The sequence below is a fragment of the Flavobacterium sp. ASW18X genome, from assembly GCF_005144745.1.
In the GTDB taxonomy this organism is placed as follows: Bacteria; Bacteroidota; Bacteroidia; order Flavobacteriales; family Flavobacteriaceae; genus Croceivirga.
On the sequence record NZ_SWKK01000003.1, the window covers coordinates 341,378 to 353,990 of the forward strand.

The window sequence follows — 12,613 nt, forward strand, 5'->3', positions numbered from 1 at the left end:
ATCAGGTATGACAACGTATAACGAATTTTTAGGGGAGTATAGAAAAAACGAAAGAGGATATGCTAGCATCTTTATTATAGCACAAAGCTGTTTGGGTTCTGTTGCTGCAATGGCAGTTTTAATGCAAGGCATTGGTATTTACCAGATGGTACAATTGTTTTTAGTAGTGATGGGGTGCATGTCTTTTAATGCAGCGGTTTTGGCACAGTTACCATCTAAAATCACTTTTAATATTTTTATTTTGAGCCTTTTAGTAAGTAGCCTAGTTTTGGGGGCTAATTTAATATAAGGTGAAAACAGACATAAATTCTAGGGAAGATGTTGCTCTTCTAGTGCATCGCTTTTACGATAGGGTGCGTGAAGATAAAGAGATAGGTCATTTTTTTAATGAGACCATAAAAGATTGGCCTGCTCATTTAGATAAGCTCACGGACTTTTGGGAGAGCAACCTCTTTTACCAACAAAAATATTTGGGAAACCCGCTGTTGGTGCACGCAGAAGTAGATGCAAAGTTTAAGGGAGCCATTGACAATTATCATTTTGGAATTTGGCTGCGCCATTGGATTGCTACCCTAGATAGTCATTTTGAAGGCACAGTTACAGAAAAAGCCAAACAACGCGCAAGAAATATGAGTGTGCGTATGTTTTTTGAGATTTATGAACACCGTAAACTTAGGCAGATGTAAGCTCGGTAAATAGGCTTTCTAAATTTTTGTTTTTACGACTTAATTGTAAAGTTTTAAGCTGATTGTCATGCGCAAAATCGAATACAGCAGGGCGCATGTCTTTTTGAGTGTCAAAAGTAATTTCGTAGACAAAACCACCGGTATTATTAACATGCACGGCATTCGGAAGCTTCTGTAATAGCACATCTTCCACACGGTAATCAAACTCAACTTCTATAATTTGTTGTTCCGTTTGTCTTAAATCTTCTAGTGATTTATCTGCCACTAATTTTCCTTTGTTTATAATGATAACTCGGTCGCAAACGGCTTCTACCTCTTTCATAATATGGGTAGAAAGCATCACGGTTTTATTTTTACCAATTTCCTGTATTAGTTTTCTTATTTCAATAAGCTGATTAGGGTCTAGGCCAGTTGTAGGTTCATCTAGAATTAATACCTCAGGGTCGTGCAACAAAGCAGCGGCAAGACCAACGCGTTGGCGATACCCTTTAGAAAGTTGGCCAATTTTTTTGTGGGCCTCTGGTGTTAATCCCGTTTGTGTTATAACTTCTGCAATACGCTCTTTTTTTACCTTATGTATCTGTGCATTAAACATAAGGTATTCTTTAACGTACATGTCTAGGTATAAAGGATTATGTTCCGGTAAAAAGCCAATACTGGCTTGTACGTCTTTGGCGTGTGTAGTAACATCAAAACCATTTACAGTGGCGCTACCTGTATCTGCAGCGTGAAAAGTGGTTAATACACGCATCATAGTAGACTTGCCAGCACCATTTGGACCTAGAAAGCCAACAATTTCTCCTTTATCAATAGAAAAGGAGATTTGGTCTAGGGCTATTTGTTCACCGTAAGTTTTTACAATATCTTTTACAACTATGGACATATACAGGTATTTACTGTCAAAAGTACGTTTTACTTATTTTTTTAAGAAGTGAATTTTAGGATAATTGAAAATAGGTGGTTTTGTAAGATATACTTTGTGGAAAGTGTCTGTTGCTATGCGATTTTAATAATAAATCGGCATTTTTGTGTAATAAAAATCAGCAATAATGTAGTTTTTGTTAAAAATTCTAAAAATTAAAAAATTAACTTTGTCATTCATAAAGAAAGGGTAATCTTAGCCAAACATTTACAACAAGATGAGCAAATTATATTTCTGGAACCGTTTTTATTTTTACTTCTTTTTCCAAAGAGGTACGGGACTGTTCTAGCTATATGTAACTAAATAAAACAATAAGGTCCCGATGTTAAATTCGGGACTTTTTTTTTGCAATGGATTTAAAAATAGCCATACAGGGAATAAAAGGGAGTAACCATCACAAGGTAGCTAAAGATTACTTTGGAGATGCCATTAGTTTGGTAGAGTGCATGTCTTTTGATAAGTTGGTGGCCAGCGTTCTAGATGGTACTGCAGACAAAGCGGTAATGGCCATAGAAAACTCTATTGCGGGGAGCATAATTCCCAATTACAATTTAGTTTACCATAATAATTTGCACATTATAGGGGAGCAATATCTAAACATTAACCATAATTTAATGGTGTTAAAAGGGCAAGATATTTCTAAAATTACAGAAGTGCGATCCCACCCTATGGCTTTGTTACAGTGCATGGATTTTTTAAAGCAGTACGACCATATTAAATTGGTAGAAGATGTGGATACGGCAGAAACAGCAAAACAAATCCAAGAAAATCAATTAGCGCATGTAGCCGCAATTGCCCCAGATGTAGCTGCCGAGTTGTATAATTTAGAAATTATAGCGCCGGCCATACAAACCATAAAAAATAACGCTACGCGTTTTATTATCCTGAAAAAGGAGAACAAAGAATGGCCTAAGGAAGCAATTAACAAAGCGTCTCTTAGGTTTATTACAGACCATAAAAGAGGTAGTTTGGCAACCGTACTTAATGTGATGAGCGATTGCCATTTAAACCTAACTAAAATACAATCCCTACCCGTAATTGAAACCCCTTGGAAGTACGCTTTTTTTGTAGATGTAACTTTTGATGCGTATCAAAATTTTGCTAAAGCGAAAAGTTTACTAGAAATAATGGCAGAAGATTTTAGGGTATTGGGAGAATATAAAAATGCATTGATAAAATGACAACGGCAGACAGATTAAACTCGGTACAAGAGTACTACTTCTCTAGAAAATTAAGAGAGGTGCGTGGTCTTATGGCAGATGGGAAGCCCATAATCAATATGGGCATAGGTAGTCCAGATTTGGCACCTTCGCCTAAGGTGTTACAAACACTAAGTGCAGCTATTTTAGATGCAGGGGCGCACCAGTATCAGAGTTATCAGGGCTTACCAGAATTACGATTGGCAATTGCCAAATTTTATCAAGATAAATTTAATGTATCGGTAGATGCCAATACAGAGGTATTGCCTTTAATGGGGTCTAAAGAAGGGATTATGCACATTAGCATGGCCTTTTTAAATGTGGGAGATGAGGTGCTTTTGCCCAACCCAGGATATCCCACCTATGGATCGGTTACCAAATTGGTAGAAGCAGTACCAAAAACGTACGATTTAACTGCGGAGAATGGATGGTTTCCAGATTTGGAAGCGCTGGAGAAAGAAGATTTAAGCAAGGTTAAATTAATGTGGGTGAGTTATCCGCATATGCCAACAGGAGCAACCGCAACCACCGAGCAAATGCAAGAACTATTGGCATTTGCCAAGCGCAACTCTATTTTATTGGTGAATGACAATCCGTATAGTTTTGTTTTGGCCAATAACCCAACAAGTATGTTATCCCTGCCAGGGGCAAAAGAAGTGGCCTTGGAATTAAATTCATTGAGCAAAACTTTTAATATGGCAGGTTGGCGTGTAGGAATGCTATTGGGGAATGCTGATTACATTAATGCAGTACTTAAGGTAAAGAGCAATATGGATTCCGGAATGTTCTATGGTATTCAAAAAGGAGCTGTAGCTGCTTTAGAAAGCGGTAAGGAATGGTTTGAAGCTTTAGACGAGATCTACCAAAAAAGAAGAGCTTTAATCTATCAATTAGCAGATAAATTGGGGTGTACCTATGATACCAATGCTGTTGGTATGTTTGTTTGGTGCAAACTACCGGCAGGTGTCAAAGACGCAGAAAGTTTTGTTGATGAGGTGTTGTACGATAGGAATATTTTTATTGCGCCAGGTACCATTTTTGGAACAAACGGTGAGGGATATATTCGTTTTTCGCTTTGCGTAAAAGAAGAGAAAATACAAGAAGCCATAGAAAGATTCTAAACATGAAAGTAGTTGTAGTTGGCATTGGTTTAATTGGAGGCTCTTTCGCAAAAGACATTCGGGAAACGCATCCAGAAGTACGCATAGAGGGTATAGAAGCAAATACTTCGCATATAGAAGAAGCTATCAATTTGGGTTTAATAGATGCGGCTACCACCTATAAGGGTTTAGCAGATGCAGATGTGGTAATTGTAGCTATTCCAGTAACAGTTTTGGCTAAAGAGTTACCCATCATCCTAGACTATGTTGGGGAAGAAACAGTGGTGATTGATGCTGGTTCTACCAAAGCACAAATTTGTAAGGTTGTAGCGGAACATCCAAAACGTAGAAATTATTTGGCTTGCCATCCTATAGCAGGTACCGAGTATTCTGGGCCATCTGCAGCAATCAGTGGATTATACAATGGCAAAACCAATATTATCTGTGAGGTAGAGCAGACCGCATTTAAGTTACAAGAAAAGGCTTTGGCCTTATTTGAAAAATTAGGCATGAGAATACGGTACATGAATCCGGATAATCATGATAAACATATAGCTTATGTATCTCATCTGTCACACATTAGTTCCTTTATGTTAGGAAAGACGGTTATTGAGAAAGAAAAAAATGAGCGTGATATTTTTGACATGGCTGGGAGTGGATTTGAGAGTACGGTGCGGTTAGCCAAAAGTTCCCCTGCAATGTGGGCACCAATTTTTGAGCAAAACAAAGCAAATGTGTTAGAAACATTAACCGAGTACATTAATAACTTGGAATCCTTTAAAAAAATGATGGAGGATGATGATTTTGATGGACTTTATAAAGAAATGAACAATACCAATAGAATAAAACAAATATTAAACGGAATACCACTTACTAAAAAATAGAGATTAGGATTATGGAAAATTCAAAAGAGATGAGGAAATGGTTGGATGATATGGCGTTGCCACATCCCTTAGTAGTTGCAGGACCATGTAGCGCAGAAACCGAAGAGCAGGTGCTTAAAATTGCACACCAGCTTAAAGATACGGATGTAAATTATTACCGTGCCGGTATATGGAAACCAAGAACAAGACCAGGAAATTTTGAAGGAGTAGGCGCTATTGGACTAAAGTGGTTGCAAAAAGTAAAAGAAGAGACAGGTTTAAAAACCGCTACGGAGGTTGCCAATAAAGCACACGTAGATTTGGCTTTGGAGCATGATGTAGATATGCTGTGGATTGGTGCACGTTCTACGGTGAGTCCTTTTATAATGCAAGAGTTGGCAGATGCCTTAAAAGGAACAGATAAAATAGTCTTGGTAAAGAATCCTGTGAACCCAGATTTAGCCTTGTGGTTAGGTGGTATAGAGCGTTTGCATACGGCAGGGATTAAAAAATTAGGAGCCATCCATAGAGGGTTCTCTACCTATGAGAAGACCAAGTATAGAAATATACCAGAATGGCAAATGGCTATTGAATTCCAGAATAGATTTCCAGATTTACCTTTAATCAATGATCCATCGCATATTACAGGTAAGAGAGATATGATTTTTGATGTTTCTCAGACGGCTTTAGATTTAAATTTTGATGGTTTGATGATTGAAACACACCATGATCCAGATAATGCATGGAGTGATGCCGCTCAACAAGTTACTCCAGAAAAATTGGTTCAAATTATGAGGGATTTAAAGATCAGAAAAGAGAGTGATTCAGAGGCGGAATATAATGCGCAATTGAGTAACCTTAGAGCACAGATTGATGTGATAGACAACCAGTTGATTGAGACTTTAGGTAAAAGAATGAAGGTTTCTGATAGTATCGGTGAGCTTAAAAAACAGAAGAATGTTGCTGTTCTTCAATCGAACAGATGGAATCAAATTTTAGGTGCAATGATTTTAGAAGGGGAAAGCAAAGGCTTAAGTGAAGAGTTTGTGCTTCGTATGTTCAAAGCTATCCACCAAGAATCTATCAATCACCAAGAAAAGATAGTAAACGGTTAAGAGTAACATAACTTTATAAATACAAAACATCCGTAATATGCGGATGTTTTTTTATGTTTGACCTTTAAAAATGTAAGAAAAAAGTTACATTCCTATAAAATTCTAAATAATAGCCAGTTAGAGGTATAATCAACCATTTTAATCTATCAAAAATATGAAGAAACTAGTATCGCTTACCTTCTTGTTAATAGTATCAATTGCCATGAGGGCTCAGTCTTATATTGGCTATTTAACAGACAATTACAGTGGGGTAAACAGTGTAATTTCTAACCCTGCAAACATAGCAGATTCACGATTTAAAACAGATATCAATTTAATAGGCGCTAGCGGTTTTTTGGCTAATGATTATGTGGGAGTAGGGTTTTCAGATTTGGTTTCCAGCGATTTTGATTATGATACAGATGCGTTATTGACGCTTTCTGATAACAATAACTTTTCTGGTAATGCAGATGTATTAGGTCCGTCATTTATGTTCAATGTTGGTAAAAAATCTTCTATCGCCATATTTACCAGAGCAAGAAGTTTTGTGACGGGTAATGAATTTAATGGGGAAAGTATTGACGACTTGGATGATAGTATTGATGAAAGTCAAGATTTTTTGGTAAACGAAGGTGATTTTTTTGCCGCTGGTCATGGTTGGGCAGAAGTTGGCATTACATATGCCCAAGAGTTGATGAATAAAGAAGAACATTTTTTAAAAGGTGGTCTATCAATAAAATATTTAAAAGGATTTGGAAACGCATATGTAACTGGTAGAAATGTTACCATTGATTATGATGCGGATGGCGCTACATTACCAGATAATTCTACTATCGGAACTTTAGAATCTACAGGAGATTTGATTTATGGGCGTGCTGACCAGTACGATGTTGAAGATTACGATTATGAGGTGCCAGATGCCAATGGATTAGGGTTTGACCTTGGTTTTGTTTATGAGTGGAGACCAGATTATCAAGATTACGTGGTGACAGATGCTGACGGAGAAAAAACCGTCATGAAAGATAAAAATAAGTACAAACTAAAATTTGGTTTGTCACTTACAGATGTTGGTGCTGTAAACTATAAGGGTAGCTTGGTAGATTCTTACAATATAAATAATACCATTACCCAAGATGATTATGATAATATTGAGGATTCTGATGATTTACAAAACTTATACACGTTTACACAAACTACAGAAGATTTAAAAGCAGGTTTGCCAACAGCCTTACATTTTAATGCAGATTGGAATATTAAAAATCATTTTTATCTAAACTTCAATACTGATATTTCCATGCGTTCTGCAGGGGAAAATAATTTGCGAACTGCAAACGTATTTTCATTGACTCCACGTTTTGAGAGCAAGTGGTTTAGTTTTTATTTGCCAGTAAGCAATTATCAATACAGTGGTTTACAGGTTGGTGCAGGCTTGCGTGCCGGTCCCCTTTATCTTGGGTCGGGTTCTTTGATTTCTACCTTTACAAAGAATGAAATACAAGGAGCAGATGTGTATGCTGGATTAAAAATTCCAGTGTATTATGGTCAACCCAAAGATTCAGATGGTGATGGTATTCCAAATAAAGAAGATGGTTGTCCAAAAAAGGCAGGTCCAGTAGAAAATAACGGTTGTCCATGGGGAGATACCGATGGTGATTCTGTTTTAGATAATGAGGATCAATGCCCTGAGCAGGCAGGTCCTGTAGAAAATAAGGGCTGTCCTTGGGTAGATACCGATGGTGATACGTTGTTAGATAATGAAGATCAATGTATAGATATAGCCGGACCGGTAGAGAATAATGGTTGTCCTTGGCCAGATAGTGACGGAGATTCAGTTTTTGATAAAGACGATAAATGTCTTGATGAAATGGGTACGGTAGCCAATAACGGTTGTCCAGAACCGGTGGTTACGGCTGAGGTTCAAAAGTCTTTGAACGAGTATGCAAAAACTATCTTGTTTAATACAGGTAAATCAACATTAAAAGATGAGTCAACACCTTTATTGGTAGATATCATAGGTATTTTAAATGAATACCCTAATGCAAATTTCACCATTGAGGGGCACACGGATAGCATAGGTTCAGAGGCTACCAATCAAAAATTATCTGAGAAGAGAGCGCAAGCTGTGTTACAATTTTTAATAGATGGTGGTATTTCTCCAGCAAGGTTAACTGCTATTGGCTATGGGGAGAGTAAGCCAATTGCCACCAATATGTATAAGGATGGTAGAAAGAAAAATAGACGTGTGGAGATTAACTTGGCCCAATAGTCAAAGTATTTAAAATAAAAAGCCCGGTAAATCCCGGGCTTTTTTTATATACAACTGTAACAATGACAAAAGTTTAGCATCTTTAAGGATAAATAGGGAAAAAATCCAATCAATCATGAGAAAAATAATTACACTAGTTTGCATTGCGCTAAGTTTTACAGGTCTTGCCCAACGTATGATAGAAAGTGAGGTGGGGGAGTTTGACGAAATCAAAGTATTTGATTTGATAGAAGTAAACTTGATACAATCTGATGAGGATAAGATTATTATTAAAGGTAAAAACGTAGAAGATATTACCTGGACCAATAGAAATGGAGTGCTAAAGCTTCGCATGCAATTGGACAAAAAGTTTAGGGGAGAAGACACTTTTATAGAGGTGTACTACAAAGATATAGATGTTATAGATGGTAATGAAGGTGCTAGAATAGTTTGTAATGAACTGGTGAGTCAAAACAAATTAGAGGTGCGTGTGCAAGAAGGCGCTAAAATTACCATTGGTATGGAAGTCAATTATGTAGAAATGCGCGCGGTTACTGGCGGTATTATTGAGGCCTCTGGCTTAGCAGAAAGTCAGTCCATTGTCCTAAATACAGGTGGTATTTTTGAAGGGAGAGAGCTGCGCACAGCAGATACAGACATAAAAATTTCTGCAGGTGGAGAAGCAGAGTTGTTTGCATCAGAAAGTGTTGCTATAAATGTGCGTGCTGGCGGGGATGTAGATGTGTACGGTAATCCTAAAAAAGTTAATAAAAAAACACTTGTAGGTGGTAGAATCCGTTTTGTGGACTAACACAAATAGGTACGAATAAAAAAGACTCCCCAAGGTTGCCTTGGGGAGTCTTTTTCAATATCAGGTTTTAGGATTAACCTTTTTTAAAGATGTAACGGGTAATAAAAATACCTTGACCATCACCTTTACCACCTTCACTTTCAACGGCACTTATCACATGTTCTAAGGTCCATCCTTCCGCAATCATATCATTAATCATAGAAGTGATTAGAGCATCGTTCGCTGCAATGTTTTGAAAACGAATACCACCAATATTATAGAAGTTTAATAGCTTGGTTTCTGCAAAATTCTTAACACGAATTTCATCTCTTTTAGATTTGTTCCTGGTATTGTCCTCTTCTGTTTGTATAGAAGTAAATTCTTTGTAATCCTTGTCTTCTAGGGCGTTAATTATTCTGGATCTACCCAAACCGTTGGGTACAATAGATTCTACACTGGTAACTACTTTGTACTGTTGTGCAAAAGCGCTTAATGTGCTTACTAATGCAAATGCGATAAAAAATACTAGTTTTTTCATGTTGATATGTTTTGATGATTAATATTGATGCTTATTGCAACGGGTAATCCTCAATAAAATTGTTTCTTTGTTCTTTAATAAAAAGTTACGATTACAATTGTATGGAGGGCATCGTTTATAAATCTACCGGAAGTTGGTATACCGTAAAAACCGCAGAGGGTATTTTTTATGAATGTAGGATTAAGGGTAAGTTTCGTATCAAAGGGATTAAAAGTACCAATCCTATTGCCGTTGGGGACCGCGTCCATTTCAAACTAGAAAATAAGGGGGACGAAACCGTTGGGGTAATTCATAAAATTGAAGAGCGTCAGAATTATATCATTAGAAAATCTGTAAATCTATCTAAACAAGTACACATTATTGCGGCCAATTTAGATCAGGTTTTTTTAATGGTGACTTTGAATAATCCTACTACGTTCTCTAGTTTTATAGACCGATTTTTAGTGACCGCTGAGGCATATGATATTCCAGCAGTGTTGCTCTTTAATAAAGCAGATACCTACGCTATAGAAGAGCGGGCAGAGATAGCATACCTAATGGAACTATACAAAAACATAGGTTACAAGGTTTTAGAAATTTCTGCTAAGGAAGGCAAGAATGTAGATTTGGTAAAAGCTATGATGGTAGATAAAGTAAGCATGTTCTCTGGGCATTCTGGAGTTGGTAAATCTACACTAGTAAATGCCTTAGAACCAGGTATGCAATTAAAAACAGCAGAAATATCTGAACAGCATTTACAAGGCCAACACACCACCACTTTTGCAGAGATGTACGACTTATCTTTTGGGGCAAGCATTATAGATACGCCAGGAATAAGAGGGTTTGGTATTGTAGAAATGGAAAAGGATGAAATAGGAGACTATTTTCCCGAATTTTTTGCTTTAAAATCCGAATGTAAGTTTAATAATTGTTTGCACTTAGATGAGCCTAAATGTGCCGTGAAAGAAGCTTTGGATAAGGATGAAGTTTCTTGGAGCAGGTATCGTAGTTATGTACAAATGCTTACTGAAGATTTAGACGAAAACTATCGGGTAGATATTTATAAAGATAAATAATGAAAACTGTTGTACAGCGTGTTTCTAAAGCTTCAGTAACAGTAGAAGAACAAGTTATTTCTAAAATTGGGCATGGGGTGCTGGTTTTGGTGGGTATTACGGAAGATGATACCCAAGAAGATATAGCCTGGCTATGCAGAAAAATAGTAAATCTTCGCATTTTTAATGACGCTGACGGTGTCATGAATGTGTCTTTGAAGGATAGCAAAGGGGATGCCATTGTAGTTAGTCAGTTTACCTTGCAAGCCAGTACTAAAAAAGGAAATAGGCCCACTTATATAAAAGCTGCAAAGCCAGATATTGCGGTTCCTTTGTACGAGGCTTTTGTACACCAATTTGAGCAAGAATTAGAAAAAAAAGTAGGTACAGGTATCTTTGGTGCAGATATGAAAGTGGAATTGCTTAATGACGGGCCCGTAACTATAATTATTGATTCTAAAAATAGGGAGTAAGTAAACTTAGACAAACTATGAACATACAAGACGCACAACAAGCCGTAGACGAGTGGATAAAAAACCATGGAGTCCGTTATTTTAATGAACTAACCAACATGGCGCAACTTACAGAAGAAGTTGGAGAGGTAGCTCGTATTATTGCGCGCAGGTATGGAGAACAGAGCGAAAAAGAATCGGACAAAAACAAAGATTTAGGAGAAGAGCTTGCAGATGTAGTCTTTGTAGTTTTGTGTTTGGCGAACCAAACAGGAGTGAATTTACAACAAGCTTTTGAAAAAAAGTTGGATTTGAAAACCCAGCGGGATCATGACCGCCATCACAACAATGAAAAGCTTAAATAAGACTATCTTTGTTTCTTAGCTCTTGTGAATAAAAATCAATAAGATTGAAACTACATTTAACTGCTCCAGAGAATAAACTGCTGGATAAAGAAATACAGATTACAGGTTCTAAAAGTGAGACTAACAGGTTGTTACTTTTACAGGCCTTGTTTCCTAATCTAAAAATAGAAAACATCTCCAATTCAGATGATGCTCAAGTAATGCAAAAAGGCTTGGAAAAGCACTCTGGGGTGGTAGATATTCATCATGCAGGAACCGCAATGCGTTTCCTTACCTCTTATTTTGCTACGCAAGAGGGGAAAGGAGTTACCTTAACAGGCTCAAAGCGTATGCAAGAACGCCCTATTAAAATTTTAGTAGATGCACTTAAAAGTTTGGGTGCAGATATTACTTACGTGGCTAATGAGGGTTATCCGCCATTAAAAATAAAAGGGAAAAGGATAGCTAAGAACAGGGTAAGTTTGCCAGCTAATATTAGTAGTCAATATATTTCGTCTTTAATTCTGGTAGCGCCAAGTTTGCCAGACGGATTAGAAATTGAATTGGTAGGTAAAATTACTTCCGTGCCTTACATTAAAATGACTTTGGGCTTGTTAGATGAAATTGGTATTGTATCTACATTTAAAGATAATGTCATAGAGGTGATGCCAAAGGAAGAAGTTACGGGTAAAACCTTAACTGTGGAGTCTGACTGGAGCGCGGCTAGTTATTTTTACAGTATTGTGGCCTTATCACCAATCAATAGTCAAATTCAACTCAGTGCTTATAAAGAACACTCCCTGCAAGGAGATAGTGTTTTAGCTAGTATCTATAAAGAATTTGGTGTAGAAACTACTTATGGTGAGCATACTATCAACCTAAAAAAAATAACAGAAGAACTGCCTGCAAAAATAGATTTAGATTTAGCGAACGCGCCAGATATAGCACAGACCATCGCCGTAACCTGCTATGGACTCGGAATGGAATGTTACTTAACCGGTCTGCATACATTACCCATCAAAGAAACGGATCGTTTAGCTGCAATGAAGACCGAGCTAGAAAAATTTGGAGCTCAAGTAAGCATAACCGATGCTAGTTTAACATTAGAGGCAACCACAACCATGAAATCAGATGTTGCTATAGATACCTACAATGATCATAGAATGGCGATGGCCTTTGCTCCGTTGGCATTAAAAACGTCATTTTTTGTGAACGATGCAGGGGTAGTTTCCAAATCGTACCCCGATTTTTGGCAAGATATGGAGCGTGTAGGCTTTAAAGTATCAGAAGTTTAAGGATTTAAATTGCTATTTACTTGACAACCCCTAGCTGCAGATTGTATATTT

The 12,613-nt window shown here is 37.2% G+C and carries 14 protein-coding genes; 12 read left to right on the forward strand and 2 right to left on the reverse strand.

From position 1 onward, the window contains the following. Positions 1 to 7: 7 nt before the first annotated feature. Together FBT53_RS02500 and FBT53_RS02505 are read left to right on the forward strand one after the other, a co-directional pair. Complete coding sequence (locus tag FBT53_RS02500) at positions 8 to 289, forward strand: hypothetical protein (RefSeq protein ID WP_136949583.1); 282 nt, start codon at positions 8 to 10, stop codon at positions 287 to 289. Between the two features lies 1 nt (position 290). Beyond that, entirely contained in the window at positions 291 to 686 is a 396-nt protein-coding gene (locus FBT53_RS02505) for a group III truncated hemoglobin (protein WP_136949584.1), read from the forward strand. Here FBT53_RS02505 and gldA read toward each other — a convergent pair. After that, positions 673 to 1,569 (reverse strand): gliding motility-associated ABC transporter ATP-binding subunit GldA, encoded by an 897-nt coding sequence (gldA, locus tag FBT53_RS02510; protein WP_136949585.1) that lies wholly within the window; start codon positions 1,567 to 1,569, stop codon positions 673 to 675. The two genes, FBT53_RS02505 and gldA, sit on opposite strands and share 14 nt — an antisense overlap. Before the next feature lie 389 nt (positions 1,570 to 1,958). Here gldA and FBT53_RS02515 point away from each other — a divergent pair, with 389 nt between their 5' ends. The 6 genes from FBT53_RS02515 (at position 1,959) to FBT53_RS02540 (ending at position 8,920) form a co-directional block, all read left to right on the forward strand. Continuing rightward, entirely contained in the window at positions 1,959 to 2,789 is an 831-nt protein-coding gene (locus FBT53_RS02515; RefSeq protein WP_136949586.1) for a prephenate dehydratase, read from the forward strand. After that, positions 2,786 to 3,928 carry a pyridoxal phosphate-dependent aminotransferase gene (locus tag FBT53_RS02520; RefSeq protein ID WP_136949587.1) on the forward strand — a complete coding sequence of 381 codons (1,143 nt, stop codon included), beginning with the start codon at positions 2,786 to 2,788 and terminating at the stop codon, positions 3,926 to 3,928. The genes FBT53_RS02515 and FBT53_RS02520 overlap by 4 nt, the downstream gene beginning before the upstream one ends. 2 nt (positions 3,929 to 3,930) lie before the next feature. After that, positions 3,931 to 4,791: a prephenate dehydrogenase gene (locus FBT53_RS02525; RefSeq protein WP_136949588.1), complete on the forward strand. Its 861-nt coding sequence runs from the start codon at positions 3,931 to 3,933 to the stop codon at positions 4,789 to 4,791. Between the two features lie 11 nt (positions 4,792 to 4,802). Beyond that, entirely contained in the window at positions 4,803 to 5,885 is a 1,083-nt protein-coding gene (locus FBT53_RS02530) for a bifunctional 3-deoxy-7-phosphoheptulonate synthase/chorismate mutase type II (protein ID WP_136949589.1), read from the forward strand. Between the two features lie 154 nt (positions 5,886 to 6,039). After that, entirely contained in the window at positions 6,040 to 8,130 is a 2,091-nt protein-coding gene (locus FBT53_RS02535) for a DUF5723 family protein (protein ID WP_136949590.1), read from the forward strand. Positions 8,131 to 8,245: 115 nt separating this feature from the next. Continuing rightward, positions 8,246 to 8,920, forward strand: a complete 675-nt coding sequence (locus tag FBT53_RS02540) for a head GIN domain-containing protein (RefSeq protein ID WP_136949591.1) — start codon at positions 8,246 to 8,248, stop codon at positions 8,918 to 8,920. Positions 8,921 to 8,993: 73 nt separating this feature from the next. On the opposite strand, the gene FBT53_RS02545 is transcribed toward FBT53_RS02540, so the two are convergent. Then, positions 8,994 to 9,437 (reverse strand): hypothetical protein, encoded by a 444-nt coding sequence (locus FBT53_RS02545; protein WP_136949592.1) that lies wholly within the window; start codon positions 9,435 to 9,437, stop codon positions 8,994 to 8,996. Positions 9,438 to 9,538: 101 nt separating this feature from the next. On the opposite strand from FBT53_RS02545, the gene rsgA reads away from it, so the two are divergent. Genes rsgA through FBT53_RS02565 form a run of 4 tightly spaced genes read left to right on the forward strand, consistent with a single transcriptional unit; the run spans position 9,539 to position 12,562 of the window. Continuing rightward, the gene (gene rsgA, locus FBT53_RS02550) at positions 9,539 to 10,492 is read left to right on the forward strand and encodes a ribosome small subunit-dependent GTPase A (protein WP_136949593.1); all 954 of its coding nucleotides are present in this window, start codon (positions 9,539 to 9,541) and stop codon (positions 10,490 to 10,492) included. Beyond that, positions 10,492 to 10,944 carry a D-aminoacyl-tRNA deacylase gene (dtd, locus tag FBT53_RS02555; protein WP_136949594.1) on the forward strand — a complete coding sequence of 151 codons (453 nt, stop codon included), beginning with the start codon at positions 10,492 to 10,494 and terminating at the stop codon, positions 10,942 to 10,944. Before rsgA ends, dtd begins: the two co-directional genes overlap by 1 nt. A gap of 17 nt (positions 10,945 to 10,961) precedes the next feature. Beyond that, positions 10,962 to 11,288, forward strand: a complete 327-nt coding sequence (locus FBT53_RS02560) for a nucleotide pyrophosphohydrolase (RefSeq protein ID WP_136949595.1) — start codon at positions 10,962 to 10,964, stop codon at positions 11,286 to 11,288. A gap of 44 nt (positions 11,289 to 11,332) precedes the next feature. Further along, positions 11,333 to 12,562: a 3-phosphoshikimate 1-carboxyvinyltransferase gene (locus tag FBT53_RS02565; RefSeq protein ID WP_136949596.1), complete on the forward strand. Its 1,230-nt coding sequence runs from the start codon at positions 11,333 to 11,335 to the stop codon at positions 12,560 to 12,562. The last annotated feature ends 51 nt before the right edge of the window (positions 12,563 to 12,613 follow it).

Excerpts from the sequence above, each read along its gene's own strand:
- FBT53_RS02520 (WP_136949587.1), top strand. The coding sequence starts at position 2,786 with ATGACAACGGCAGACAGATTAAACTCGGTACAAGAGTACTACTTCTCT.
- rsgA (WP_136949593.1), top strand. The coding sequence starts at position 9,539 with ATGGAGGGCATCGTTTATAAATCTACCGGAAGTTGGTATACCGTAAAA.
- FBT53_RS02500 (WP_136949583.1), top strand. The coding sequence starts at position 8 with ATGACAACGTATAACGAATTTTTAGGGGAGTATAGAAAAAACGAAAGA.
- gldA (WP_136949585.1), bottom strand. The coding sequence starts at position 1,569 with ATGTCCATAGTTGTAAAAGATATTGTAAAAACTTACGGTGAACAAATA.
- FBT53_RS02560 (WP_136949595.1), top strand. The coding sequence starts at position 10,962 with ATGAACATACAAGACGCACAACAAGCCGTAGACGAGTGGATAAAAAAC.
- FBT53_RS02515 (WP_136949586.1), top strand. The coding sequence starts at position 1,959 with ATGGATTTAAAAATAGCCATACAGGGAATAAAAGGGAGTAACCATCAC.
- FBT53_RS02530 (WP_136949589.1), top strand. The coding sequence starts at position 4,803 with ATGGAAAATTCAAAAGAGATGAGGAAATGGTTGGATGATATGGCGTTG.
- FBT53_RS02535 (WP_136949590.1), top strand. The coding sequence starts at position 6,040 with ATGAAGAAACTAGTATCGCTTACCTTCTTGTTAATAGTATCAATTGCC.
- dtd (WP_136949594.1), top strand. The coding sequence starts at position 10,492 with ATGAAAACTGTTGTACAGCGTGTTTCTAAAGCTTCAGTAACAGTAGAA.
- FBT53_RS02540 (WP_136949591.1), top strand. The coding sequence starts at position 8,246 with ATGAGAAAAATAATTACACTAGTTTGCATTGCGCTAAGTTTTACAGGT.
- FBT53_RS02525 (WP_136949588.1), top strand. The coding sequence starts at position 3,931 with ATGAAAGTAGTTGTAGTTGGCATTGGTTTAATTGGAGGCTCTTTCGCA.
- FBT53_RS02545 (WP_136949592.1), bottom strand. The coding sequence starts at position 9,437 with ATGAAAAAACTAGTATTTTTTATCGCATTTGCATTAGTAAGCACATTA.